The organism is Gottschalkia purinilytica (assembly GCF_001190785.1).
GTDB lineage: Bacteria > Bacillota > Clostridia > Tissierellales > Gottschalkiaceae > Gottschalkia_A > Gottschalkia_A purinilytica.
Genome location: NZ_LGSS01000005.1, coordinates 18,927 through 45,057 on the forward strand (window position 1 = coordinate 18,927; position 26,131 = coordinate 45,057).

The window sequence follows — 26,131 nt, forward strand, 5'->3', positions numbered from 1 at the left end:
TTAACATTAATTACTGCCATCAGGCAGTTGTTTTTTTTGCTTAATATACTCTCTATATTTCATAATTGCTCTATTAATTGAAGACGACACAATTACTGCTATAGCTATAGAAAAAGCAGTAAAGATAGTTTGACTTCCTATATCAGCAGCAGTTATAAAGTTTTTCTTGATAAGAGCAAGCATTGTATAGTACATACCTGCGCCTGGAACAAGAGGAATTATACCAGGAACTATAAAAACAGTTGCTGGTTTTTTGAAAATTTTAGCATAAGCTTCACCAAGGAGTCCAGCAGTTGTAGCCCCTAAAAAAGTACCTACTATTGAGGAATTAGACAGATATTTTGCTATAATATTCACTAACCATCCTATTGCACCACATGTACCTGCATTCACTAATGTATCTTTAGGTCCATTAAAGAGAACAGCAAATCCAACAGTAGATAAGAAAGCATATAGAGCTTGTTTTATGTAAAAGATCATTTAAATACCCCCTAGTAAAAATAAAGTATAATACCTACACCTAATGCAATTGATAATGCACACAATATTGCTTCTAAACCTCTAGAAACTCCTGCTAAAAAGTCGCCACTTATAGAGTCACGGGTAGCATTAGTTATAGCAAAACCAGGTACTAAAGGCATTATAGAGCCTATAATGATGTTATCAATGCTATTACCAATTCCTATTTTTACAAATAATATAGCTAACGCACCAGATACAAGAGATCCCATAAAGTCTTTCACATAACTTATGATATTAACTTTTCTACCTACAACTTCTCTACTTTTAACGACTAGAACACTGACTAAGAAAGCAGCTAAAAAGTCTGAAAAACTACCTTTAAATAGTAATGCAGAGAATCCACCTATTAAACCACCACCAAGTACTGATTTAGTAAAATCAGAATAAGGTTTTAAGTTTCTTATAGATACCAGTCTTTCGACTCCTTCACTAACAGTCATCTTTGAGCTTACAAATTCTCTAGAGAATTCATTTACCAGTGTAATTTTATTTAAATCTATTCTTTTAGTTTTAGTCCTTTGTATATAGGTCATAATTTCATTATCATAGCCTATAGTGAGAAATATTCCAGTGGGGATTACAAAAACATCTACATAGTCTATTATATCTATAGCGTTACATATTCTTATTATAGTATCTTCTACTCTGTAGGTTTCAGCACCATTTTCAAGCATTATTTCACCTGCAAGTACAGACATGTCTAAAACTTTTCTAGCTTTATCTTTTTTGCACAAAATACATACCCCCTTACATAAAAAATATATCTTAATGTATATTTTAGCAGAAAAATCTATATTGGATACTTTAAGTTTATAGAGTTCTTACAATTGTAAGTTTCTATTTTATTGTGTAATCTAACTATAAGCACTATTTAAAGAAAATAGAGTAAATATTATGTCACAATTCAATAAGTAGTATAACACGGATGATAACATTTTCTCTATTTCTATTATAGATTAACCAAATTGTTCTATGTAATGCAATTAAAATATCAAATAGTAACAAAAAAATCACAAAAAATAATTTTTTGGTCTTTATAATATTTGATTATAATGTTATATTATATATGAAATGTTGCATTATATTAAGTTAAATTTTTAATTAACATAAGAAAGGGGAATTATAAGTATGGATTTTAGCAATTTAAGAAAAAGTGACCCACAAATAATGGAAGCTATTGATAAGGAATTACAAAGACAAAAACAAAATATTGAGCTAATAGCTTCAGAAAACTTTGTAACTGAAAGTGTAATGGAAGCAATGGGTAGTTATCTAACAAATAAATATGCAGAAGGTTACCCAGGAAAAAGATACTACGGTGGATGTGAATTCGTTGACGTAGTAGAAGATTTAGCAAGAGACAGACTGAAAGAAATATTCGGAGCTGATCATGCTAACGTTCAACCACATTCAGGAGCTAATGCTAACTTAGGAGTTTATTTCTCAGTATTAAAACCTGGAGATAAAGTTCTTGGTATGAATTTATCACATGGTGGACATTTAACTCATGGTAGCCCTGTAAATATTTCAGGAATTTACTATAACTTCGTTGACTATGGAGTAGAAGAAGGTACAGAAGTAGTTGATTATGATAAATTAAGAGAAATTGCTGTTAAAGAGCAACCAAAAATGATAGTTGCTGGATGGAGTGCTTATCCAAGAAAATTAGATTTCGCTAAATTCAGAGAAATCGCTGACGAAGTAGGAGCTTACTTAATGGTAGATATGGCTCACTTTGCTGGATTAGTTGCAGCTGGATTATATCCAAACCCAGTTCCACATGCTGACTTCGTAACTAGTACAACTCATAAAACATTAAGAGGACCAAGAGGTGGAATCATCCTTTGTAAAGAAAAATATGCTAAAATGATAGACAAAGCTATATTCCCAGGATTACAAGGTGGTCCATTAATGCACGTTATCGCTGGTAAAGCTGTTGCATTCAAAGAAGCATTATCAGATGATTTCAAAGGTTACCAAGAACAAGTGGTTAAAAATGCTAAAGTATTAGCTGAATCATTACAAGAAAATGGATTCAGAATTGTTTCAGGTGGAACTGATACTCACTTAATGTTAGTTGACGTTAAGGCTATCGGATTAACTGGTAAAGAAGCAGAAGCATTACTTGATGAAGCACAAGTAACTGTTAACAAAAATACTATTCCATTTGATCAAGAAAGCCCATTTGTAACAAGCGGATTAAGAATAGGTACACCAGCTGTTACAACTAGAGGAATGAAAGAAGACGATATGAAAGAAATCGCAGCTATAATCAAATTAGCTTTACTTGATAAAAATAAAGAAGAAGCAATAAAAAGAGTAAGCGCTCTTTGCGAAAAATATCCATTATACTAAGAGCTTACTTAGAATAAATAGAAAACAGGAAGGTTATTAAACCTTTCTGTTTTTTTATTTATCTTAACTTGAAAATTTAAATTAAATATGTGTTTCGAGACAATCCTTTTTAATTGATTATATTTATATTTGTAAAACTCTATAAGTTATCTAATAGAATTTGAAGTGTTAGTTAAATCTCACTAGTATTGATAATACTGTGCTGATACTTTTCTCCCTAAGTGTTTAGTAATTTAAAACCAGTAAATTCAATATAAAAAATTAACTAGCATGACGAGTTAATAAAATATTATACGTTTCTATATAGGAAATCTTAACTAAAGTTGTATATAATATCTGAATATAAAAAAGTAATGAGGGAAAAATAGTAACTATATTTTAAAGCAAAGAAAAGTCTTTAAGTGGGTGATAAATTGTTTAAATATGGTTTTATTATAGTGCCAGCAATTTTAGTAGGATTTATTTCAAGATTAGCCATGTTAAAAATTGACTATAGGCAGTATCCTAGTTATCCACAAGGGGTGTTTACTCATCTAACTCTTGGAATTATTGCTTCAGCTTTAGGAGCAGTAGCGGTGCCTGCTTTAGCAGATAATGAATTTTCTGCTGTGACTTTTTTGTCTTTAGCAGCACAACAATTTAGAGAGGTAAGAAATCTAGAGAGACAAAGTTTGGATAACATAGAGCCTACAGAACTTGTAGCAAGAGGAACAGCATACATAGAAGATATTGCTAAGGCTTTCGAGGCAAGGAATTACGTAACTATGATAGTATCTTTGATAGTTAGCATTGTAATATATTTGATGACAAGAATGAATATAGGTTTAGTATATTCTATATCAATAGGTCTAATTGTAGGAATAGTATCACTTATTTACTTAAATAAAGCAATATCTAGAGAAACATTGGAGGATATAGCTGAAGTCAAGATAGCAAAAATTTCCTTTGAAGGACCTTTATTAAGGATTAATGATACTGTAATAATGAACATAGGATCTGAAAAATCTAGACAGATCTATAAGGAAAATGGAATAGCAGTAGAGATAATTCCACATGACAAAAATGGAATTGAAACTCTTGCTAATACAGGCCAAAGGCAAGCAATACAACATAATGCTGCGGCATTATTAGGAATAAGAAAAGATGTGGATGAGCCTGATTTTACTCCTATAGCTAGAAGAGATCCACATACGGGGAGAGTTGTAATGTCTATAGTGGCTATGGACCCAGATGAAGATTGTCTTGTAGAAGCTGTAAAGCAAACAATAGTATTAGAAAGCTCTAGAAGAAAGCCTTTAAACTCCAAAATAGGTAGAAGATCACAACGATAGGAGGTTAAATAGTGGATGTAGGAATAAAAGAATATATATTAGCCATAATTACTACTAATAAAGATTCAGTATCAGGAGGAAGTGTTCCAGTATTCTATACTAAGGATAAGGAAGAACAGGAAAAAGTATCTATATTAATATCAAAAATAACCACTGGAATGATACACGATTTAGAAAATGGATGTTATGTAATAGTTAAACATTGATATAGTTATAATAAATTATAAGGTATAATGAATTATCATTATACCTTACGTTTATTTATGCTATAATATAGAGATGTAAATTGCAATATCATAATATTTATTTGTATTTGAATTTCAACTATTATTATAAGAGAATATATTAAAAACTATTTGATAATTTTAAAACTATGATACAATACTAAAGCTAGGTAACTATCTTATACTTAAGACAATAAATAATTATTTAGAAGGGGATAGCATGGAGTTAAAAAACTTAAGTGAAAATATTAATATAATAGAAGAAGTAGAGTCTAATAGTATAGCTGAAGAATTAGAGATAGAGCCAGGAGATATACTTTTATCTATAAATGATAAAGGTATTAAAGATATTATAGACTATAAATATATGATAACAGATGATTTTGTTACAATGACAATACAGAAACCAGATGGAGAAGTATGGGAACTAGAAATAGAAAAAGATTTTGATGAAGATATTGGTATAGTATTTACTAATCCACTTATAGATAAGGCTAAAAACTGTAGAAATAAATGTATGTTTTGTTTTATAGATCAGCTACCTAAAGGAATGAGAAACACCTTATATTTTAAAGATGATGACTCTAGATTGTCATTTTTACAAGGTAATTTTATTACTCTTACGAACTTAAATGATGAGGAAATTGATAGAATAATAAAATATAAACTAAGTCCCATTAATATATCAGTTCATACAACTAATCCTGAATTGAGGATAAAAATGCTGCAAAACAAGAATGCAGGTAAAATATATGATATCCTTAAAAGATTTAATGAAGCAGGAATAAACATGAATTGTCAAATAGTATTGGTTCCTAATGTAAACGATGGTTTGGAATTAGAAAGTACGATAAAAGACTTATCACAACTTCATCCAAATATTTCGAGTGTTGCTGTAGTTCCAATAGGAGTAACTAAATACAGAAAGGGATTATGTGAAGTTGATATATATAATTATAACAGTGCTAATGAAGTATTAAAGTTAATTGATGGAATGCAAAAAAGTTTTCTAAATACTATTGGAACGAGATTTGTATTTCCATCTGATGAGTTCTATGTTTTATCGGAAAGAGAAATACCTAAATATAAAAATTATGAAGGATTTCCTCAAATAGAAAATGGTGTTGGACTTATAAGATCATTTCAATCAGAAGTAGAAGAGGCTTTAGAAAATATGAAAGGAAAATGTACCTCAAATAACGAATATATTATAGCTACTGGGGAACTATCATATAATTTTATGAAAAGTATAAGTGAATTAATAATGGATAGCATACAAGGTATTAGACTTAAAGTAATTCCTATAAAGAATAAATTCTTTGGAGATACTATAACAGTTTCTGGACTTGTAACAGGAAATGATCTATATAATGAATTAAAAAATTATAAACCTAAAGACGGATTTATAATACCAAAATGTATGTTAAAAAGAGATGAAGATATATTTTTAGATGATTTAACTTTATTGCAATTAGAAGAAAAACTAGAATCTAAGGTTACCGTTTCAAAAGTTGATGGAAAAGATTTTGTAGATATATTAAAAAAATAGAAGAGGTGATGTATATGGCAAGACCTATAGTTACTATAGTAGGAAGACCAAATGTTGGGAAATCAACACTTTTTAATAGAATAGCAGGACGAAGAATATCAATAGTTGAAGATAAGCCAGGTGTAACAAGAGATAGAATTTATGCAGAGGGAGAATGGCTAAACAATTACTTTACACTTATTGATACAGGTGGAATTGAGCCTGAAAGTGAAGATATAATACTTTCCCAAATGAGAAGACAAGCAGAAGTAGCAATAGAGACTGGTGATGTAATAATGTTTGTTGTAGATGGATTAGAAGGACTTACATCTACAGATAAAGAAATCTCTCAGATGTTAAGAAAATCAAGGAAAAAAGTTATTTTAGTTTGTAATAAGATAGATACTCCCAAAACACCAGATACTATATATGAATTTTATGAGCTAGGACTAGGAACTCCTATGGTAATATCTGCTGGACAAGGATTAGGACTTGGAGACTTACTAGATGAAGTAATAAAGAATTTTCCAGAAGATAAAGATACAGAATATGATGAAGATGTTATAAAAGTAGCTGTTATTGGGAAACCAAATGCAGGTAAGTCTTCTCTTATAAATAACATATTAGGAGAAAATAGGGTAATAGTAAGTGATATAGCAGGAACTACAAGAGATGCTATAGATACTCCTTTTTCTGTAGGTGATGATAAGTATGTACTTATAGACACTGCTGGACTTAGACGAAGAAAAAATGTAAATGAAAATATAGAGAGATATAGCGTTATAAGAACTCTAGCAGCCATAGAAAGAGCAGATGTATGTATTATAATGATAGATGCTACAGAAGGGGTAACAGAACAAGATGCAAAGATAGCAGGATATGCACATAATAGTGGAAAAGCTTCTATAATAGCTGTGAATAAATGGGACTTGGTAGAGAAAGAAGATAAAACATATCTTCAATTTGAACAGGAAATTAGAAGAAATTTATCTTTTATGACTTATGCACCAATTATATTCATATCAGCAAAAACGGGAAAACGAGTTAATAAGTTATTTGAACTTGTAAAAATAGTTTCAAACAATCATTCTATGAGAATAACTACAGGAGTCTTAAATGATATAATAGGAGAAGCTGTTTTAATGAATCAGCCACCTTCAGATAAAGGAAGGAGACTAAAGATATTTTATGGAACTCAAGTTGGTGTACAACCACCTAAGTTTGTCATATTCATAAATGATAAAGAGTTAATGCATTTTTCTTATGCAAGATATTTAGAAAATCAAATAAGACAATCATTTGGTTTTGAAGGAACTCCATTACAGTTTGAGTTCAACGAGAAAAAGGGGGATTAGGATGAAAGAAATTATTATAATTATTTTAATTTCATATTTGTTAGGAAACTTTCAAACATCCTATATTTTAGGAAGAGTGTTTAAAAAGACTGATATTAGAAAATTTGGAAGTGGAAATGCAGGTACAACTAATGCATTAAGAGTTTTTGGTAAAAAAATAGCTATAGCTACACTTTTAATAGATGCGTTAAAAGGAGTAGCAGCTGTTATGATAGGAAGAGAAATAAGTGGAGATATTGGTGCTATTACAGCTGGTGTTAGTGTTGTAATTGGACATAATTGGCCAGTATTTCTTAAATTTAAAGGCGGAAAAGGAATTGCTACTACTATTGGAGTAGGATTAACTATAACATTTTTATCAGGAATAATATCTATTATCTTAGGTATATTAATTGTAATTAAAACAAAGTATGTATCTCTTGGATCTTTATTAGCTGTAATTATCTGGCCTGTGATTACGATTATAGTATACAAACCTTTTAATCTAAGTTTATTAATACTTACAACTTTACTAGCTATTATGGCTCTTTATAAACATAGAAGCAATATAAGAAGATTATTAAGTGGACAAGAATCTAAATTAGGAAATAAGTTAAATTAATCAAGGGGGAATAAAAATGGATAGTAAAATAGCAGTTATAGGCGGTGGAAGCTGGGGAACTGCTTTAGCTATTGTATTAGGTAAAAAGGGCTTTGAAGTAGATATATGGATGAGAGATAAAAAACAATGTGAACATGCAAAATATGCAAGAGAAAATGTGAAATATTTACCAGGAATAGTTTTGCCTAATAGTATAGATATTACTAATGATATATCAGAAGCAATTTACAAAAAGGATATAATAATATCTTCTGTACCGTCTCATACGGTTAGAGATATTCTAAAAGACATGAAAAAAGATATGAAAAAGGATCAAATAATTGTAAATGTTTCTAAAGGAATAGAAGTAGACTCTTTATTAAGAATTTCTGAGGTAGTAAAGGACGAGCTTCCTGAAAATGAATATGTTGTTTTGTCTGGACCCTCACATGCAGAAGAAGTTGCTAAAGATGTTCCTACTACGGTTGTAGTGTCATCACAAAAAAGAAAGATAGCTGAATATGTACAAGATATATTTATGACTCCAAAGTTTAGAGTTTATACAAATCCAGATGTAATAGGAGTAGAAATTGGAGGAGCTTTAAAGAATATAATAGCTCTTGGGGCAGGTATATCTGATGGACTAGGATATGGAGATAATACTAGAGCAGCTCTTATGAATAGAGGATTTGTAGAGATAGCAAGATTAGGAAGTAAAATGGGAGCAAAGGAAGCAACTTTTGCAGGACTATCAGGAATCGGAGACTTAATAGTAACGTGTACAAGCATGCATAGTAGAAATAGAAGGGCAGGCATGCTTATCGGACAAGGTAAGAGTCTAGACGAATCAATACAATCAATTGGTATGGTTGTTGAAGGAATAAAAACTACGAATGCAGGATATAAATTATCACAAAAGTTAGGAGTAGAGATGCCTATTACCGAGGAAATATATAAGGTATTATATGAAAACTCAGATGTAAAAAATGCGGTAATTAATCTAATGATGAGAAATAAAAAGCATGAAATAGAAGATATAGCTGAGGAAAATAACTGGGAATAGTAAGACATACGTAATGTATGTCTTTTTTTATTTTAGCATGTCATATTCTTACTAACACTTATCATATACATATACCATACAATTGAAATCCAAATGTTTACTATTTTAATAATGATTTTAATTATCCAAAATTTTTATATGAAGGAGGGAATACTTTGGATAAATTTAATATATACAAAGATATTTCAGAAAGAACAGATGGAGACATATATGTAGGTGTAGTAGGACCAGTTAGAACAGGAAAATCAACATTAATAAAAAGATTTATGGAAAAACTAGTTATTCCTAACATTGAAAACAGATATAAGAAAGAGAGAGCAAATGATGAACTTCCTATGAGTGGCTCAGGTAAAACTATTATGACTACAGAACCTAAGTTTGTACCTAATGAGGCAATAGACTTAACATTAAAAGATAATGTGAAATTTAAAGTAAGAATGGTTGACTGTGTAGGATATTTAGTAAAAGGGGCATTAGGACATGAAGAGAACAATATGCCGAGAATGGTAACAACACCTTGGTATGAGAAAGAAATTCCTTTCGAAGAAGCAGCAGAAATAGGAACAAGAAAAGTTATAGCTGATCATTCTACTATAGGAATAGTAGTAACTACTGACGGAACAATAACAGATATAGATAGACAAAGCTATATAAAGGCCGAGGAAAGAGTTATAAATGAACTGAGGGAACTAGAAAAGCCATTTGTAATACTATTGAATTCAAGACATCCTAATCTAGATAGTACAATTGCATTAAAAGAAAGTTTAGAAGAAAAATATAAAGTTCCAGTAATAGCGGTAGATTGTTTAAATATGGAATTAGAAGATATACATACTATGCTGGAAAAAGTATTGCTAGAATTCCCTGTTAAGGAAGTAAATATTGATTTACCTAAATGGATAGAGGGACTTCCAAAAACACACTGGGTTAAATCTAGTATATTAGACTCTATAAAAGATGTAGTGCAAAATTTACAAAGACTTAGTGAAGTTGAAGATGTAATTACTAAATTTAATGATTTAGATATAATAAATGAAGTAAATGTTAAAGAAATAAAGCTAGGTGAAGGTGTAGCTAACATTGAAATGCAAGTAGAAAATGGACTTTTCTATAATATATTAAATGAACTTACAGGATATGAGATAGATGGTGAACACCAACTATTAGGATTAGTTACTAGCTTAGCTAAGGCTAAAAGAGAATTTGACAAGATAGAAAGTGCATTAATAGATGCTAGAGTATCTGGTTATGGACTAGTTCCACCTAGCTTGGAAGAGCTAGACCTTGCAGAACCTGAGATATTTAAACAAGGAAATAGATTTGGCGTTAAATTAAGAGCTATGGCTCCAAGCTTACATTTGATTAGAGCAGATGTGACAACAGAAGTGTCACCTTTGATAGGGACAGAAAAACAGAGCGAAGAGCTTGTAAAATATCTCTTAGATGAGTTTGAAACTGATCCATCAAAAATATGGGAATCAAATATGTTTGGTAAGTCTTTACATGATTTGGTTAAAGAGCAACTAGAAAGTAAATTAAATATGTTACCAGAAGATGCAAGAGCAAAAATGCAAAAAACATTACAAAGAATAGTAAATGAAGGTAATGGTGGATTAATTTGCATTATAATATAAAGTTTTAGTATCAGTGCCTATGTTTCATTTATAAGTGAGACATAGGCTAAATTTTTTTGTTAATACTTTGATATAAAATTAGATAAATAAGATGTTGTCAAAAGTTACATTTACATGATATAAATGATAGTAATTGAAATGTTAACAAAATAAAACATAAAAGTTTGTAAAAATGATTAAATTGAATCTACAAAGATTTTTATGATATACTATATACATGTAAACTCATAGAAGGTGGGTATATTAATGACAATTACAAATTTACAAATATTATTAATAACTTTTTTTGTAGCTAGCATTATCGGCTATATATGTGTCGTTATAAAAGAAAAAATTAATTTAAAGTCAAATACTATAATTATTGATAAGAAATCAGTTACTCAAGATCAAATAGATGAAGCTGAAGTGAAGGTATTTATGCTAGATGGTGAAGAAATAAAAGCAGGTGATGAAGTAAAAGTAACTCTTTCTAGTAATAAGAGAGTAGAAGGAATTATAATAGGGGCAAAAATGTCTAAAAGTGAAATAGTAATAGTAACTCATAGTGATGAAATAGAAAAATTTAAAGTAGATACTATAAAGAGAATAAAAATTATAAGTAAATATGGAAGGTTCTTTAAAATATTTTAGGATTATTTTGTAATCATTTTGTATCTTATCAATGGCAAGTATTAAAATAAATATATTGTTTTAAAAAGATGATTGTGATAAAAAATAAATTGATTTTTAAAATAAATGAAGGAAATTACTAAAGTTTGAAGAAATATAACCTATATGATATATGAGGTGATTGTATGAAGCAATATAAAAGAAAAAAAAAAGAAAAAAACTCAAAGCTTTAAGATTATTATTAATACTTCTAGTACTTGGGTATCTTATTTTTAGATCAGTACCTATTTTAGTAGCCTCTTATTCTAAAACAATAACAGTAGAAAGAAGTAATGTAGATGATAGTATTAAATTAAAAGGTATTATATTAAAAGATGAAAAGGTTTATAAATCTCAGGCTAATGGCAAGTTAAATATAAATATAAAAGATGGAGAAAAAATAGGAAAAAATGAAAAAGTGGCTGAAGTTCAAAATGAACATTTAGATAAATATAAAAAAGAAATATCAGATTTAGATAAACAAATACAAGAATTTAAAGAAATGAATTCTGCTTCACAAAATACGTTTAAAGGCGATATACAGAAAAATCAAAAAGAGATGGATAAGATCATAAGTGAAATTCAATCTAATATAGCAAGTAAAGATTATGAAAAAGCTAGTAATCTTAAAGAGGATCTTATTTCTAAAAGTGATAAGCAAGATAAGATATTGGGAGAAAAAAATCCTGTTTACCAAAAAATTTATGATTTAATGGAGAAAAAAAATGAGGTTACTAGCAAAATGAAAAAAGCTAATATACAGTATTATTCAGAATCACCAGGTATAGTAAGTACAAAAATAGATGGCCTTGAAGAAAAGTTTTCTGCACAAAGAATATCTAATTATAAATTAGAAGACTTTGATATAGTAAATAAAGAGAATAAACAACAAAATGAAAATGGACAAGTTAAAGTGGGAACACCACTTTTTAAAATAATAGATACATATAATTGGTATATAATGAGTAAAACTAGTATCGAGCATGAAAAAGAATTGAAAGAAGGTAATGTTGTATTAGTAAAACTAAATAAAGATAATATTGAACTAAAAGGTAAGATAGAGAAAGTTAAAAAACAAGGAAATGAAATGATAGTAATTATTAAGTTTAAAGATTACTTACACAAACTATATAATGATAGATATATGAATCTTAAATTAATAAAAAATAAATACGAAGGACTTAAGGTTCCTAAGGAAGCTATAGTAGAAGAAGATGGTATAAAAGGAGTATATATTAAAGATATAAGTGGTATAGTTAGATTTAGAGCAGTGAATATTTTATACCAAAATGATAAATATGCAATGATCAAAGAAGAAGATAGGAAAAATATAGAAGTTACTATAAATGGTAAAAAAGAATTAAGAAGATCACTTCAATCATTTGATGAAGTATTCATAAATGGTAGTAAAGTTAAAGAAGGACAAATCATTAATTAGAGTTTAGTTTAGGGAGGGATTAGCTATTAGTATCAAAGAAAATCTATCAACAATAAGACATAGAATAAATGAAATAGCAGAAAAACAAAATAGAAAGTCAGATGATATAACACTAATTGCTGTCACTAAAACTATTGACATAGATAGAATAAATGAAGCAATTAGTTTAGGTGTTACAAATATAGGAGAAAATAAAGTTCAAGAAATACAAGAAAAATATGAGAATATTCAAGGACAGCCTAAGCTTCATATGATAGGACACTTACAAAGTAATAAAGTTAAATATATAATAGATAAAGTTGGATTGATACACTCTTTAGACAGAATGAGTTTAGCAAAAGAAATACAAAAAAGAGCTAGTGAGAATGATGTTATAGCAGAGGTATTAATACAAGTTAATGTAGCTGAAGAAGAAAGTAAATTTGGACTCAAAGTAAAAGATGTAGCTCCATTTATAGAAAGTATACTAGAGTTTGAAAATATAAAAATAAAAGGTTTGATGACTATTGCTCCTTACTCAGAGAATCCAGAAGATATTAGATTTGTGTTTAAAGAATTAAAATCATTGTTTGAAGAAATCAAAGAAAGAAACTATAAAAACGTAGACATGAAATATCTTTCTATGGGAATGACAAATGACTATGAAATCGCGTTAGAAGAAGGAGCTAATATGATACGTGTAGGTACAGGTATATTTGGAAAAAGAGTTTATTAAACCAAGAAAGGGGAGCTTTTTGTGAGTAAAATAATTGATAAAATGAAGTACATCATAGGATTGGATGACTTTGAAGAAGAGGAAGAACAAGAAGCAGAAGATTTTGAAGAATTAGAAATTCCTCTTAAGAAAGAAGTTAATAAAGGAAGTAAAGTAGTAAGTATACACACTCATACAAATAGCAATATAAAACTAGTAGTATATGAACCAGAAAAGTTTGAAGAAGTAACAAAAATGGTAGAAGATTTAAAGATAAGAAAGCTCATAGTTTTAAACTTAGAAGAAATAGAAGCAGAAATTAAAAAGCAGATATTTAACTTTATTAATGGAGCTGTTTATGCTTTGGAAGGTAATATAAAAAAAGTATCAAAGGATATATTTGTAGTAGCTCCTAGTAATGTTGAAATTGATGCTAAGTTGAAAGAAGAGTTAAAGAATAAAGGCTTATTTCCATGGCAGAAGTAGATGAGAGGTGAAGTTTTTGAATATATTAAGGCACTCTCTTGACCTATTTATTAATGTGCTGAGTTGGTTGATAATTATAAGAGGAATTTTATCTTTTATAATAGATGATTATTATAATCCTATTTTTAAGATAATATATCAACTTACAGAACCTATAATTGCTCCTTTCAGGAATTTAGTATCAAGGTTGAGAATAGATACTGGAATGATAGATATTTCACCATTATTGGCCATAATTTTTCTTAGCTTAATTAGGTCAATTATTTAAGAAAGTATTAATTCGGTGATATAGATGATAATAGATAAAGTAAAATATATAGAACATATACAAGATAAAACTCAACACTTACCAATGAGAAAAATAGTTGATAAAGTAGAACGAGTTTTAAAATATCATGAAGTTGAGTGTACTGATTTCTTAGATCCTTATCAAGTAAGACTATCTCATTCTATTCTAAATAGATTTGATGTAAACTTTTATGAAGAAGGCGGAATAAATAGTGCAGAAAGAAAATCTTTAGTCATATTTCCAGAATATATGACTAAAGATACTATAGAAATACCTATAAAAGCTTTGAAAATTTCAGGAAACTTTAAGTTTACAGACTTAACACATAGAGACTATTTAGGAGCAATACTTGGACTAGGTATAAAAAGAGAAAAAGTTGGAGATATATTAATACATGAGGACTTTAGTCAAGTTATAGTTCACGAAGACTTAGTAGATTATATATTATATAATTTAAAGTATATAGGAAAAGAACCAGTAAAAATTGATGAAATTAAGTTAGATAGTGTTATTGAAATTAATCAAGAATATAAAGAGATAAATATTACGATAGCATCACCTAGACTAGATGCTTTTATAAGTGAAGTATGTAATCTGTCAAGATCCAAAAGTCTTCTGGCTATTACTCAAGGTAAAGTAAAAGTAAATTGGCAACCTATTACTAATTCTTCCTATAAGGTAGGCGAAGGAGATACAATATCTATAAGAGGATTTGGTAGAATAAAAATAGCCAAAGATTTAGGTATAACAAAAAAAGGCAGAGATAAGATGACTATTAGAATTTTAAAATGATAAGGAGATGATAAAATGCTTACGCCACTTGACATTCAAAACAAAGAATTTAGTAAAGGATTAAGGGGCTATAGAGAAGCTGAGGTCGATAGTTTTTTAGATGAAATAATATTAGACTATGAAAAAATATATAAAGAAAATGTAGAATTAAAAGATAAAATTTCTATGCTTAATGATCAAGTGAAGCATTATAGTTCTTTAGAACAAACTTTACAAAAAACACTTGTTGTAGCCCAAAGTGCAGCTGAAGAAGTAACAGCTAATGCAAAACACAAAGCTGATCTTATTGTGAGAGAAGCAGAAGAAAATGCTAAGAAAGTAATAGATAATTCGCAAAATGAAGTTTTAAGAATAAAGAATGAGTATGAAGTAATAAGAAAAGATATGATGCTTTTCAAGACTAGATTTAAAACTTTATTAAAATCACAAATAGAATCCATAGATAGCTATGTTGAAGATGGTGATATTCCTAAAGCAGTTCTTGATGAAAAAAATGAAGAGAACGAAGCTTTGATACAGCATACTTAGAAAATTATTTATCATCTTTTTTCTCTACATATTGTAATAATATTAAGTAAATTATAAAATTAAAAACTTGAGAATATGAGATGATAGAAAGGTATATTAATACAAAAAATAATAATCATCTCTGAAAAAGATATACTGGGCTAGAAAGTTATAAAAATTTTCTAGTCTTTTTTATTTTGAATATATTAGGCAAAAATAATATATTATAACTAAAATGTTACTAATAAAATATATGTTAATAGGAGATTAATAATAAGGGGGAGAAAAATGTCTAAGAAGGATGACATGGAGAAAAAGCTAGAAGAAATAGCTATCAACTTAGAAAAAACAAAAATTCATGAGTATGTTGACTTTATAAGTAATAAAAAGAGACTTATATATATTAACTTTATAAGTGGTATAGCAAGAGGATTTGGAATGGCAGTGGGATTTACATTATTAGGTGCCATAGGAATATACATTTTACAGAAAATAATAACATGGAATATTCCACTTATAGGGGATTTTATAGCTGAAATTGTGAAGATAGTTCAAAACAATTTGTAGGAGGAAGAAGATGGACAAAGAGAAGTTAGAATATTTCAGAAAACTTCTACTAAAAGAAAAATTAGAAGTACTCAAAACATTAAATCTTATGGATCGAAATGGAAGTAATGATCCTATGGTAGAGTATAGTAGTGAATTATCTATGTATGATAATCATCCTGCAGATATAGGTACTGAAATGTATATGATGGGACAAAATATGAATCTCAGAAATAACGAAAATATGACTTTACAAAAAATAGATTATGCTATGGAAAGAATAGAAAAAGGAACCTATGGTGAGTGTGAAATTTGTGGAAAGAGTATAGAATCTGATAGATTAGAAATACTTCCTTATGCATCTAATTGTATTAGATGTCAAGAGGAAACAAGTTTATTGCAAAGTGATAGTGAATTTCGTCCTGCAGAAGAGCACGCTTTAAAATATCCATTTGGAAGAACATTTAAAGATGAAGATAAGAGCCAAAATGAGTTTGATGGAGAAGATAGTTGGCAGTCAGTTGCTAAATTTAATAAAGTAGAAAAAGATCCATCTTTTGGAACAGGGGATTATTTAGGAGTTTTTGATGACTATGAGCAGGGAATCGTACAAGAAGTAGAGAAAATATCACAAGATTATTATGACGATCAATTATAAAATTACTTTATATTTTAGGCTAGGTTAATCCTAGCCTTTTAATATTTTCTATTGATATTGTAAATATAGCGAATATACCTTAAAATAATATATATACTCAACTATGTAGGAGGAAAAAGATGATCATATTAGCTTTTATAATTGTGATTTTAGATCAATTAACTAAATATTATGCAGTTAGTCACTTGGCAGGAAAAGAACCATTTATAATAATAAAAGATTTTTTCCAATTTAGTTATGTAGAAAATCGTGGAGCAGCATTTGGAATTTTACAGGAACAAAGATTATTTTTTATAATGCTTACTTTAATAGTAATACTAGGAATTATTGTATATACTAAAATTAATAAAAAATTAAGCAAAGCTAGTAAAACTTCTCTAGGTATGATTCTAGGAGGAGCAGTTGGAAACTTTATAGACAGACTAAGATTAGGGTATGTTATAGACTTTATAGATTTTAAATTTGGAAAAGTTTATGATTTTCCAGTTTTCAATATTGCAGATATATTTATTGTAATAGGAACTTTTTTATTGATGTACTTGATAATTACAGATAAATATGAAAAATAGGAAGAGTGATGTTATGGAATTTGTGGAGATAATCGTAGATGAGGAAGATGATAAAGAAAGAATTGACTCATATTTAGCACAGGAGTTAAGTGAAGGATCGAGATCTTTTATACAAAAATTGATTAAAGATGAACTAGTCAAGGTTAATGGAAAAAAAATAAAACCTAAATACATAGTTAAAGAAGGTGACCATATAACCATAAATTTTCCAGAACCAAAATCTTTAGAAATTAGTCCAGAAAATATACCTATAGATATAGTATATGAAGATGAAGACGTTGCAGTAGTAAATAAGCCTCAAGGTATGGTAGTTCATCCTGCACCAGGAAATTATAATGGGACTTTAGTCAATGCATTACTATATCATTTAAATAGTTTATCTACTATAAATGGTATAATAAGACCAGGAATAGTACATAGAATAGATAAAGATACATCTGGATTATTAATGATAGCTAAAAATGATCTTGCACATTCTGATTTATCTTTACAACTCAAAGAACATACAATTAATAGAAGATATCAAGCATTAGTGGAAGGTGTAATAAAAGAAGAAAAAGGAACTATAAATGCTCCTATAGGAAGACATAATATTGAAAGAAAAAAAATGACTGTAACTGATAAAAATAGTAAAGAGGCAATTACGCATTTTTCTGTAATAGAAAGATTTGAAAAAAACACTTTAATAGAAGCAAAACTAGAAACTGGAAGAACACATCAAATAAGAGTTCACATGTCATTTATTAATCATCCTATAGTAGGAGATCCTGTTTATGGGTATAAAAGTCAAAGATTTAATTTAAACGGACAACTCCTTCATGCAAAGACTATAGGATTTGTTCATCCTCGTACTAAAGAATATATGGAGTTTACATCAGAACTTCCTAAATATTTCATTGATATTTTGAATAGAATAAGGAAATAAAAACCATTGGACAATATAAAAAAATTATGATAATATGGGTTAGGGAAAAAAGAATCCTTTAAGTTAACCCGAGAGGTTGATAAGGAAAAATTAATTTACTAGAATCAATAATGAATTAATGACTTCTTATCAACATGATAAGAAGTTTTATATTGTCCTTTTATAATACTAATATAATAGTAGATACAAGGAGGACTAATTATGAAAACAAAAGCTATTATAATGGATGAAAGTACAATGAGTAGATCTATAAATAGACTAGCTCATGAAATACTAGAAAAAAATAGAGGTACAGAAGATTTAGTATTGGTAGGAATTAAAACAAGAGGAATACCTTTTGCAAATAGATTAGCAGATAAAATAAATCAAATAGAAGGAAAGCAAATTCCAGTTTTAATTTTAGACATTACTCTATATAGAGATGATTTATCTCAAATAGATGATAAACCAGTAATAAATGAAGAATTTAACAACGATATTACAGACAAAACTGTAGTATTAGTAGATGATGTTTTGTACACAGGAAGAACTGTAAGAGCTGCACTTGATGCATTAGTTGATAAAGGCAGACCAAAAAAAGTTCAACTAGCTGTTTTGATAGATAGAGGACATAGAGAACTACCTATAAGACCTGATTTTGTTGGAAAAAATGTTCCTACTTCTTTAGAAGAAATAGTGAACGTGAAGTTTGAAGAGATCGATGGATCTAACCAAGTAGTAATACAAAAACATGAATAAATTTAGTTACCTTTTAAATCAGTACAGAGAGACTGAAAAAGGGAGATAATATCTCCCTCCTAAAATGCGCGAGGAGGTTTTTTTATGCTCAAAAACGAAACTATAGAAAAAGCTAATTTAAGTACAACTGAAAACATATCAAATATAGGTAAAAAAACGATATTAGGTATTCAACATGTTATCGCAATGTTTGGAGCTACAGTATTAGTACCTATGTTAACAGGGTTAAATCCTTCGGTTGCACTATTTACTGCAGGGATAGGAACTTTAATATTTCATATGTGTACTAAAAAGAAAGTACCAGTTTTCGTAGGATCAAGTTTTGCTTTTATAACAGCTATTCAATTAGTCAGTAAACAATATGGAGACTTGGCTTATGCACAAGGTGGAGTGATAGTAGCAGGTGGACTATACTTACTTCTTGCTTCATTAGTAATGGTATTTGGAGTTGACAAAGTAAAAAGCTTTTTCCCACCTGTAGTAACAGGACCTATGATAGTAGTTATAGGACTTACACTAAGCCCAACAGCTTTAGAAATGGCATCATCAAATTGGTTAGTTGCATTTATAGTAGTAGCCACTGTTGCTATAATATCAATATTCGCAAAAGGGTTTCTAAAAGTTATACCTATATTAATAGGGGTAATAGTAGGTTACATCTTATCTGTAATATTAGGGTTAGTAGATTTTACACCTATAGCTAAAGCAACTTTCTTTAGCGTACCACAATTTACTTTACCAAAGTTTAGCCTAGGGGCTATAGCAGTAATAGCACCTGTTGTTTTAGCAACATTCATGGAACATATTGGAGACATAACAACAAATGGAGCAGTTGTTGGTAAAAACTTCTTTGAAGATCCAGGACTTCATAGAACATTAATGGGAGACGGTTTGGCAACTATGTTTGCTGGACTAGTAGGAGGACCTGCAAACACAACTTATGGCGAAAATACTAGTGTTCTTGCAGTTACAAAAGTATATGATCCAAGTATATTAAGAATAGCAGCTTGTATAGCTGTAATAATGGGATTCATAGGTAAATTTGGGGCAGTGTTACAAACTATACCGACTCCAGTAATGGGTGGAGTAAGTATCATATTATTTAGTATGATTACAAGCGTTGGTATAAGAACTATATCTAATGCTAAAATAGATTACTCAGATAATAGAAATTTAATTATATCAGGAATAATATTAGTTGCTGGGATAGGCACTGAGTTTCTAAAGATGAACCCAGATTTCAAAGGAGCAGTAGGAATACAACTTGGAAATGGTGCACAAATAGCTGGACTAAGCCTAGCAGCATTAATTGGAGTTATTATTAATAAAGTTCTTCCAGAAACGAAAAAAGAGGCGTAAGCCTATAGATATTATAAAATAAGCTTAATAAATAGTACGTTATGAAAAATATAATTTATAGCCGTATATCCTTAATTTTAAGGATATACGGCTATTTATGCTTTACTAATCACTTGGATAATTCCTGTTAAGTCTGAGGCAAATAATGACGGATTTAGAATTGAGAAATTTGTAAAGATATACATTTAGTGAAAAATTAATGCTTTGATTACATAATTATAAATAATCACTATTAATATTATTTAAGACAATAATATTAATAGTGATTTATTATACCTAATTAAATTATGAATATGATTTTAAAAATGTGATATAAATTTTTTATTTATATTTTAAGTTAGAATTATTTTAACTTTTTTATCTTACTTATTTTGTCCAAAGAAGGAGTAACGTATATTGTACTATTAGTATCATATATAACCATACCTGGTTTGGCTCCATTTGGCTTTTTAACATATTTTCTTTCTGTATAATCTACAGGAACATTACTTGACATTTTAGCTTTACTATAATAAGCGGCTAATTTGGCAGCTTCTATTATAGTATTTTCAGGAACTTCTTTATTTTGACTTTTTATAATAACATGAGAACCAGGAATATTTTTAGTATGAAGCCATATATCTTCTTTAGAAGCAAATTTTAATGTTAGATAATCATTTTGTTTATTATTTTTTCCAACGAATATATCATATCCATCTGATGAAACAAAGTGGTATGGTTCTGAAGTATCCTTTTTTATATGCTTTTTATTCTTATTTAAACTTCTCTTTAAATAACCTTCATTAACTAACTCTTCCCTTATTTCGTCTAGTTCATTTACTTCTATACAATTTTCTAAAGATAATAATATATTTTCAAGATAATTTATTTCTTCTTCAGTTTTTATCATTTGGTTACTTATAAGCTCGTATGCACTTTTTAATTTATTATATTTTTTATAATATTTTTGTGCATTATCTGATCCAGAAAGTCTAGGATCAAGTTTGATAGTGATTGTTTCCAAATCTTCACTGTAAAAGTTTTGAACATCTATTTCCACTTGTCCCTTTTGAATTTGATATATGTTGGCAGTTAATAAATCACCATATATTTTGAACTTTTCTCTTTTTTCTGCTTCAATAAGTTCTTGCTTTTGTTTTGATAATTTATTTAAAGCACGTTCAAGTTTTGTAGTTATTGACTTTCTTAAATCAGTTGATTTTTGTTTTATTCTGTCTACTTTATCTCTAGTTAAGTAAAACTCTTCAAGTACTACACTTATTGAATCGTAATGTATTTTAGGTAAGTTTCCAAATTGATTTAAATCTACGCAAGAAAAAGATATAACTTCATAGTTATTACTATCTTTTACTATTGTAGGATTATAGTTATTATTTTTAATATCTGTATAAAATTTGTCAAATCCTAAATATAACTTTTCTTTTTCATCATCACATAAAGAATTAATAGTTTTGTCAACGTCTATATTTGATATAAAGCATATTTCTCTAGCTAGTAATGGACTTAGACCTATAAAGCTGTTATATAAGAACTTATATACTTTAAAATCTTTATTATCTCTATTTATGATATTAAAAAAGTCATTCCTGTTTATTTCTGTTGGGCATAACTTATTTTGAGAAGGAGGAAGCTTATATTCAAGACCTGGCAAAACTTGTCTTACACTACTTAACGATAATGGAACTCTTTTTATAGAATCTATTATTTTATTACTATTTTTATCCACTAATACTATATTACTATGTTTACCCATAATCTCTATTATAAGTTCTTTTGTAGTTAAATCACCTAGTTCATTAAGAGATTGAATACTAATCTTTAAGATTCTCTCCATTGATATTTGTTCAATATCTATAATTTTTCCATTTTGTATGTGCTTTCTAAGAAGCATACAAAACATAGGGGGATTTGCTGGGTTAGATTTAGAGGAATCAGTTACATATACTCTAGGGTTATTACTACTAGCTGACATAAGTAACTTTATATTACTTCCTTTACTCCTTATGTTTAAGATAACTTCATCATTTTCAGGTTGGTATACTTTATCAATTTTACCATCTAGTATTAGTTGATTTAGTTCGTTACAAATAGATTTTAATACTACACCATCTAAAGACATATCTATTCCTCCAAGTTAGTTTTAATAAAGTATAACATTTTTGATGATAAGAGATAAAGTAATAAAAAATAATTATTAACTTTTTGTAATAAATAGAAGGAAAAAGAGGTGTCATTATAATATTTAATAATAGATATATAGTTCTATAATTAATTATTGTATTAGACAACTATTTTAGATTATATGAGTCATTATAATTTTCGTTATAAAGATAGAGATTGTTAATTTCTTGTTAAATTTGATGTAGGTACTTAGATATTAATAATCTATAAATGAAATGCTCAGTAGAAGTAATTACAGGTTAAATTATTATGAAAAAGTTATAAAGTGAGTATATAAAATGCAAAAACTAAAACAAAAGCTAGATAATATAACTTAATTGACACTAGTGTAATTTGTGGTAAAATTGATTATAATAGTTTAGGAAGGATGAGAATATTGGTTAAAAGTATGACAGGTTTTGGCAGGGGTGAAAGTAGTGATGGTATAAGGAATTTTTCAGTAGAAATAAAGTCCATTAATCATAGATACAATGATATAATAATAAAGATGCCGAAACATATAAACTATTTAGAAGAAGAAATTAAAAGAGTTATAAAAAAAAAGATAACTAGAGGAAGAGTGGAACTATACATAAGTTTAGAATATATAGCTGATTCTAATATGGAAGTTAAGGTTAATCTGCCTTTAGCTATGTCTTACAAAAAAGCTATGGAAAGTTTATGTAATGAGCTTAATCTAGATAATAATATAGGAATAGAGCTTATAACTAAGTTTCCTGATATATTGAAAACAGAAAAGAGAGAAGAAAATGAAGATGAAGTTTGGTTATGTTTAAAACAAGCTGTTGACGAATCACTTAATCAACTAATGATTATGAGACAAGTGGAAGGTGAAGAGCTTGTTAAAAATATAAAAGAAAAAGTGACTACTATTGAAAATCTAGTAAAAGAAGTACAAACTAGAGCACCACAAGTAGTTATAGAACACAAAGAAAAGTTGTGGAACAGAATAAATGAGCTATTAGAAGAAAAATATGAAATTGATGAAAGCAAGTTAGCTAATGAAGTAGCTTACTTCGCAGATAAATATGGTATAGATGAAGAGATTGTCAGACTCTATAGTCATATTAATCAATTGTTAAGAACATTAGAATCTGATGAACCTGTTGGTAGAAAACTGGACTTTTTAGTTCAAGAAATGAATAGAGAGGCTAACACAATAGGTTCAAAGGTGGGAGACATAGACATTACTAATAGTGTTGTTGAAATTAAAAGCGAGCTAGAAAAAATTAGAGAACAAATACAAAACATTGAATAACAGGAGGTAAATTATGGGGATTAAACTTATAAATATTGGATTTGGAAATATAGTTTCAGCAAATAGGATTGTAGCAATAGTGAGTCCTGAGTCAGCACCTATTAAAAGGATTATACAAGAAGCAAGAGATAGAGGAATGCTTATAGATGCTACTTATGGAAGAAGAACTAGAGCTGTAGTTATAACAGATAGTGATCATATAATATTATCAGCAGTACAACCTGAAACTGTAGCACATAGACTTAACAACAAGGATCATAATACAGAAATAGAGTAATATATATAGATAAAAAGGAGAAAATTATATGGAAAAAGGATTACTTTTAGTGGTTTCAGGTCCTTCAGGCGCAGGAAAAGGTACTATATGTAAAAGATTATTGAGTGAAAATAAAAATATAAAATTGTCAATATCGGCAACTACTAGAAGTCCTAGAGCAGGAGAAGTAGATGGTGTTAACTATTTTTTCTTAGATAAGAAAGACTTTGAAGAAAAGATAAAGAAAAATGAATTTTTAGAATATGCAGAAGTTTATGGGAATTATTATGGAACTCCGAAGCAATATGTTTTAGAACAATTAAATAGTGGAAAAGATGTATTATTAGAGATAGATATTCAAGGGGCACTTAATATAAAAGAAATATATCCTGATGGAGTATTTGTATTTATATTACCTCCATCAATGGAAGAACTTAAAAGCAGAATCGTTAAAAGAGGAACAGAAACAAAAGAGTCTTTAACAAGAAGATTTGAAAGTGCTTATGAAGAGATAAAATTTGCATTCAAATATGACTATGCAGTAGTTAATGATGAAGTAGATTTAGCAGTGAACAAAATACAATCTATAATTTCAGCAGAAAAATATAGAGTTCATAGACAAAAAGATACTATAGATGGAATTTAAAAGGAGGTATTTCATGTTATATCCTTCAATAAATGAGTTATTAGATAAAGTAGATAGCAGATATACTCTTGTTATGATGGTGTCTAAAAGAGCTAGACAGCTTGTTGATGGAAGAGAAGCTCTTATCGAATCTTCTTCTACAAAACCTGTAACAGTAGCTGTTGAAGAAATTGCAGATGATAAGATAACTTATTCAAGACTTGATACAACGGAAGAGGAATAAAGGGGTGTAAGTATTGCTTAAAGATAAAAGCATAGTTTTAGGAGTAACAGGAGGAATAGCTGTATATAAGGCAGTAGATGTGGTGAGTAGACTTAAAAAGCTTGGTGCTGATGTAAATGTTATAATGACTAATTCAGCTACTAAGTTTGTTACGCCACTTACGTTTCAATCTTTATCACAAAACTATGTTGTTACAGATATGTTTGAAGAACCAAAAACATGGGATATAGAACATATATCATTAGCCAGTAAAGCAGACTTATTTTTAGTAGCACCTGCTACTGCTAATATCATAGGTAAAGTAGCTAATGGCATAGCTGATGATATGCTGTCAACTACTATCATGGCTACTCAAGCTAAAGTAGTATTTGTACCTGCTATGAATACTAATATGTATAATAACCCTGTATTTAAAAAAAATGTTGAAGAACTAAAGAAACTTGGATACGAGTTTATAGAACCAGGATACGGCAGATTGGCTTGTGGAGTATATGGTCAAGGAAAAATGGCAGAACCGATTGACATTGTTGATTATGTTGTAAATAAATTTACTAAAAAAGATTTAGAAGGTAAGAAAGTAATAGTTACAGCTGGACCTACTATAGAACCTTTAGATCCAGTAAGATATATGACTAATCATTCAAGTGGAAAAATGGGATATGCTATAGCTAATGAAGCTAAAGAAAGAGGAGCGGATGTTGTTCTAGTAACAGGTCCTACTAATTTACAAGATCCTAGTGGCGTTAAATTAATAAAAGTGAATACAACCACAGAAATGTTTAATGCAATTGAAAAAGAATTTAATGATTGTGATGTATTAATAAAAGCAGCAGCTCCTTTAGACTATAGACCTGTGAAGGTTAGTGATAAAAAAATAAAAAAAGATGATGATAATATGAATATAGAATTTACTAGAAATGTTGATATAGCTTTACACTTTGGTAAAACTAAAAAAGATAATCAAATATTAGTTGGATTTGCGGCTGAAACAAATGATTTAATAGAAAATGCTAAGAAAAAAATTATTACGAAAAACTTAGACTTTATAGTTGCAAATGATGTTACACAAAGTGAAACAGGATTTAAAGTAGATAATAATACTGTTACTATCATTGATAAAAATGGAGAGATAAATAACTATCCTACTATGAAAAAAGAAGAAGTATCTGAGTTAATAATAAACAAAGTTGTAAGTTACTTTTAAAGTAAAGCTAGATAGCTATACAATTATATTGTAAAATTGCTATCTAGCTTTTAAATATTTTAATTGTCAACTTAAATAGTAAGAATAAAAAGTTATTTTATAACTTTAAATGAAGGGTATGG

The 26,131-nt window shown here is 28.7% G+C and carries 29 protein-coding genes; 26 read left to right on the forward strand and 3 right to left on the reverse strand.

All coding sequences use genetic code 11. The features are described from left to right. Positions 1–6: 6 nt before the first annotated feature. Positions 7–480, reverse strand: coding sequence for a threonine/serine exporter family protein (locus CLPU_RS06295; RefSeq protein WP_235436120.1), 474 nt, complete (start codon positions 478–480; stop codon positions 7–9). Positions 481–491: 11 nt separating this feature from the next. Beyond that, positions 492–1,256 (reverse strand): threonine/serine exporter family protein, encoded by a 765-nt coding sequence (locus tag CLPU_RS06300; protein ID WP_082154106.1) that lies wholly within the window; start codon positions 1,254–1,256, stop codon positions 492–494. A 394-nt stretch (positions 1,257–1,650) separates the two neighbouring features. Between CLPU_RS06300 and CLPU_RS06305 the strand changes: the two genes are divergently transcribed. From CLPU_RS06305 to CLPU_RS06405, 21 genes are all read left to right on the forward strand, one after another. Next, complete coding sequence (locus CLPU_RS06305) at positions 1,651–2,877, forward strand: serine hydroxymethyltransferase (protein ID WP_050354814.1); 1,227 nt, start codon at positions 1,651–1,653, stop codon at positions 2,875–2,877. A gap of 413 nt (positions 2,878–3,290) precedes the next feature. Then, entirely contained in the window at positions 3,291–4,208 is a 918-nt protein-coding gene (locus CLPU_RS06310; RefSeq protein WP_050354815.1) for a YIEGIA family protein, read from the forward strand. Between the two features lie 11 nt (positions 4,209–4,219). After that, positions 4,220–4,414, forward strand: coding sequence for a capping complex subunit for YIEGIA (locus CLPU_RS06315; protein WP_050354816.1), 195 nt, complete (start codon positions 4,220–4,222; stop codon positions 4,412–4,414). 238 nt (positions 4,415–4,652) lie between these two features. After that, the gene (locus CLPU_RS06320; RefSeq protein ID WP_050354817.1) at positions 4,653–5,981 is read left to right on the forward strand and encodes a DUF512 domain-containing protein; all 1,329 of its coding nucleotides are present in this window, start codon (positions 4,653–4,655) and stop codon (positions 5,979–5,981) included. A 14-nt stretch (positions 5,982–5,995) separates the two neighbouring features. Then, the gene (gene der, locus CLPU_RS06325) at positions 5,996–7,315 is read left to right on the forward strand and encodes a ribosome biogenesis GTPase Der (protein WP_050354818.1); all 1,320 of its coding nucleotides are present in this window, start codon (positions 5,996–5,998) and stop codon (positions 7,313–7,315) included. Position 7,316: 1 nt separating this feature from the next. Beyond that, entirely contained in the window at positions 7,317–7,916 is a 600-nt protein-coding gene (gene plsY / locus CLPU_RS06330; protein ID WP_050354819.1) for a glycerol-3-phosphate 1-O-acyltransferase PlsY, read from the forward strand. 16 nt (positions 7,917–7,932) lie between these two features. Then, a complete protein-coding gene (locus CLPU_RS06335; RefSeq protein WP_050354820.1) occupies positions 7,933–8,958 on the forward strand; it encodes an NAD(P)H-dependent glycerol-3-phosphate dehydrogenase in 1,026 nt (341 codons plus the stop codon). Positions 8,959–9,113: 155 nt separating this feature from the next. Beyond that, positions 9,114–10,592: a stage IV sporulation protein A gene (gene spoIVA, locus CLPU_RS06340; protein ID WP_050354821.1), complete on the forward strand. Its 1,479-nt coding sequence runs from the start codon at positions 9,114–9,116 to the stop codon at positions 10,590–10,592. A 246-nt stretch (positions 10,593–10,838) separates the two neighbouring features. Continuing rightward, positions 10,839–11,222 (forward strand): hypothetical protein, encoded by a 384-nt coding sequence (locus CLPU_RS06345; RefSeq protein WP_050354822.1) that lies wholly within the window; start codon positions 10,839–10,841, stop codon positions 11,220–11,222. Positions 11,223–11,565: 343 nt separating this feature from the next. After that, on the forward strand, positions 11,566–12,678 hold the full coding sequence (locus CLPU_RS06350; protein WP_479691161.1) for a biotin/lipoyl attachment domain-containing protein: 1,113 nt from the start codon (positions 11,566–11,568) through the stop codon (positions 12,676–12,678). 31 nt (positions 12,679–12,709) lie between these two features. Continuing rightward, positions 12,710–13,393, forward strand: a complete 684-nt coding sequence (locus CLPU_RS06355) for a YggS family pyridoxal phosphate-dependent enzyme (RefSeq protein WP_200898519.1) — start codon at positions 12,710–12,712, stop codon at positions 13,391–13,393. A gap of 21 nt (positions 13,394–13,414) precedes the next feature. Next, positions 13,415–13,858: a cell division protein SepF gene (locus CLPU_RS06360; protein WP_235436121.1), complete on the forward strand. Its 444-nt coding sequence runs from the start codon at positions 13,415–13,417 to the stop codon at positions 13,856–13,858. A gap of 16 nt (positions 13,859–13,874) precedes the next feature. Next, positions 13,875–14,126 carry a YggT family protein gene (locus CLPU_RS06365; RefSeq protein ID WP_157857706.1) on the forward strand — a complete coding sequence of 84 codons (252 nt, stop codon included), beginning with the start codon at positions 13,875–13,877 and terminating at the stop codon, positions 14,124–14,126. Between the two features lie 24 nt (positions 14,127–14,150). Beyond that, a complete protein-coding gene (locus tag CLPU_RS06370; RefSeq protein WP_050354826.1) occupies positions 14,151–14,939 on the forward strand; it encodes a YlmH family RNA-binding protein in 789 nt (262 codons plus the stop codon). Positions 14,940–14,954: 15 nt separating this feature from the next. Beyond that, positions 14,955–15,467 carry a DivIVA domain-containing protein gene (locus CLPU_RS06375; RefSeq protein ID WP_050354827.1) on the forward strand — a complete coding sequence of 171 codons (513 nt, stop codon included), beginning with the start codon at positions 14,955–14,957 and terminating at the stop codon, positions 15,465–15,467. Between the two features lie 267 nt (positions 15,468–15,734). Beyond that, entirely contained in the window at positions 15,735–16,013 is a 279-nt protein-coding gene (locus CLPU_RS06380) for a DUF5665 domain-containing protein (RefSeq protein ID WP_050354828.1), read from the forward strand. Positions 16,014–16,023: 10 nt separating this feature from the next. Beyond that, positions 16,024–16,650 carry a TraR/DksA C4-type zinc finger protein gene (locus CLPU_RS06385; protein ID WP_050354829.1) on the forward strand — a complete coding sequence of 209 codons (627 nt, stop codon included), beginning with the start codon at positions 16,024–16,026 and terminating at the stop codon, positions 16,648–16,650. A gap of 119 nt (positions 16,651–16,769) precedes the next feature. Beyond that, positions 16,770–17,219: a signal peptidase II gene (gene lspA, locus CLPU_RS06390; RefSeq protein WP_050354830.1), complete on the forward strand. Its 450-nt coding sequence runs from the start codon at positions 16,770–16,772 to the stop codon at positions 17,217–17,219. Positions 17,220–17,232: 13 nt separating this feature from the next. Then, positions 17,233–18,144, forward strand: coding sequence for an RluA family pseudouridine synthase (locus tag CLPU_RS06395; protein WP_050354831.1), 912 nt, complete (start codon positions 17,233–17,235; stop codon positions 18,142–18,144). A gap of 201 nt (positions 18,145–18,345) precedes the next feature. Continuing rightward, the gene (gene pyrR / locus CLPU_RS06400) at positions 18,346–18,882 is read left to right on the forward strand and encodes a bifunctional pyr operon transcriptional regulator/uracil phosphoribosyltransferase PyrR (RefSeq protein ID WP_050354832.1); all 537 of its coding nucleotides are present in this window, start codon (positions 18,346–18,348) and stop codon (positions 18,880–18,882) included. Positions 18,883–18,966: 84 nt separating this feature from the next. Next, complete coding sequence (locus CLPU_RS06405; RefSeq protein ID WP_050354833.1) at positions 18,967–20,241, forward strand: uracil-xanthine permease family protein; 1,275 nt, start codon at positions 18,967–18,969, stop codon at positions 20,239–20,241. A 343-nt stretch (positions 20,242–20,584) separates the two neighbouring features. Here the strand turns inward: CLPU_RS06405 and CLPU_RS06410 are convergent, their stop codons facing one another. After that, on the reverse strand, positions 20,585–22,360 hold the full coding sequence (locus CLPU_RS06410) for an Rqc2 family fibronectin-binding protein (protein ID WP_050354834.1): 1,776 nt from the start codon (positions 22,358–22,360) through the stop codon (positions 20,585–20,587). 429 nt (positions 22,361–22,789) lie between these two features. Between CLPU_RS06410 and CLPU_RS06415 the strand changes: the two genes are divergently transcribed. From CLPU_RS06415 to coaBC, 5 genes are read left to right on the forward strand one after another with little or no spacing between them, the layout of a single operon-like run. After that, positions 22,790–23,680 carry a YicC/YloC family endoribonuclease gene (locus CLPU_RS06415; protein WP_235436122.1) on the forward strand — a complete coding sequence of 297 codons (891 nt, stop codon included), beginning with the start codon at positions 22,790–22,792 and terminating at the stop codon, positions 23,678–23,680. Between the two features lie 13 nt (positions 23,681–23,693). Beyond that, on the forward strand, positions 23,694–23,957 hold the full coding sequence (gene remA, locus CLPU_RS06420) for an extracellular matrix/biofilm regulator RemA (RefSeq protein WP_050354836.1): 264 nt from the start codon (positions 23,694–23,696) through the stop codon (positions 23,955–23,957). Positions 23,958–23,985: 28 nt separating this feature from the next. Next, complete coding sequence (gene gmk / locus CLPU_RS06425; protein ID WP_050354837.1) at positions 23,986–24,582, forward strand: guanylate kinase; 597 nt, start codon at positions 23,986–23,988, stop codon at positions 24,580–24,582. 13 nt (positions 24,583–24,595) lie between these two features. After that, a complete protein-coding gene (gene rpoZ / locus CLPU_RS06430; RefSeq protein ID WP_050354838.1) occupies positions 24,596–24,805 on the forward strand; it encodes a DNA-directed RNA polymerase subunit omega in 210 nt (69 codons plus the stop codon). Positions 24,806–24,818: 13 nt separating this feature from the next. Further along, on the forward strand, positions 24,819–26,009 hold the full coding sequence (coaBC, locus tag CLPU_RS06435; RefSeq protein ID WP_050354839.1) for a bifunctional phosphopantothenoylcysteine decarboxylase/phosphopantothenate--cysteine ligase CoaBC: 1,191 nt from the start codon (positions 24,819–24,821) through the stop codon (positions 26,007–26,009). The last annotated feature ends 122 nt before the right edge of the window (positions 26,010–26,131 follow it).

Coding starts and splice junctions, on each gene's coding strand:
- CLPU_RS06385 (WP_050354829.1), top strand. CDS start 16,024: ATGGACAAAGAGAAGTTAGAATATTTCAGAAAACTTCTACTAAAAGAA.
- CLPU_RS06380 (WP_050354828.1), top strand. CDS start 15,735: ATGTCTAAGAAGGATGACATGGAGAAAAAGCTAGAAGAAATAGCTATC.
- CLPU_RS06320 (WP_050354817.1), top strand. CDS start 4,653: ATGGAGTTAAAAAACTTAAGTGAAAATATTAATATAATAGAAGAAGTA.
- CLPU_RS06335 (WP_050354820.1), top strand. CDS start 7,933: ATGGATAGTAAAATAGCAGTTATAGGCGGTGGAAGCTGGGGAACTGCT.
- CLPU_RS06415 (WP_235436122.1), top strand. CDS start 22,790: ATGAGAATATTGGTTAAAAGTATGACAGGTTTTGGCAGGGGTGAAAGT.
- lspA (WP_050354830.1), top strand. CDS start 16,770: ATGATCATATTAGCTTTTATAATTGTGATTTTAGATCAATTAACTAAA.
- CLPU_RS06405 (WP_050354833.1), top strand. CDS start 18,967: ATGCTCAAAAACGAAACTATAGAAAAAGCTAATTTAAGTACAACTGAA.
- der (WP_050354818.1), top strand. CDS start 5,996: ATGGCAAGACCTATAGTTACTATAGTAGGAAGACCAAATGTTGGGAAA.
- CLPU_RS06345 (WP_050354822.1), top strand. CDS start 10,839: ATGACAATTACAAATTTACAAATATTATTAATAACTTTTTTTGTAGCT.
- gmk (WP_050354837.1), top strand. CDS start 23,986: ATGGAAAAAGGATTACTTTTAGTGGTTTCAGGTCCTTCAGGCGCAGGA.
- remA (WP_050354836.1), top strand. CDS start 23,694: ATGGGGATTAAACTTATAAATATTGGATTTGGAAATATAGTTTCAGCA.
- rpoZ (WP_050354838.1), top strand. CDS start 24,596: ATGTTATATCCTTCAATAAATGAGTTATTAGATAAAGTAGATAGCAGA.
- CLPU_RS06410 (WP_050354834.1), bottom strand. CDS start 22,360: ATGTCTTTAGATGGTGTAGTATTAAAATCTATTTGTAACGAACTAAAT.
- CLPU_RS06375 (WP_050354827.1), top strand. CDS start 14,955: ATGCTTACGCCACTTGACATTCAAAACAAAGAATTTAGTAAAGGATTA.
- plsY (WP_050354819.1), top strand. CDS start 7,317: ATGAAAGAAATTATTATAATTATTTTAATTTCATATTTGTTAGGAAAC.
- CLPU_RS06305 (WP_050354814.1), top strand. CDS start 1,651: ATGGATTTTAGCAATTTAAGAAAAAGTGACCCACAAATAATGGAAGCT.
- CLPU_RS06395 (WP_050354831.1), top strand. CDS start 17,233: ATGGAATTTGTGGAGATAATCGTAGATGAGGAAGATGATAAAGAAAGA.
- CLPU_RS06370 (WP_050354826.1), top strand. CDS start 14,151: ATGATAATAGATAAAGTAAAATATATAGAACATATACAAGATAAAACT.
- CLPU_RS06295 (WP_235436120.1), bottom strand. CDS start 480: ATGATCTTTTACATAAAACAAGCTCTATATGCTTTCTTATCTACTGTT.
- pyrR (WP_050354832.1), top strand. CDS start 18,346: ATGAAAACAAAAGCTATTATAATGGATGAAAGTACAATGAGTAGATCT.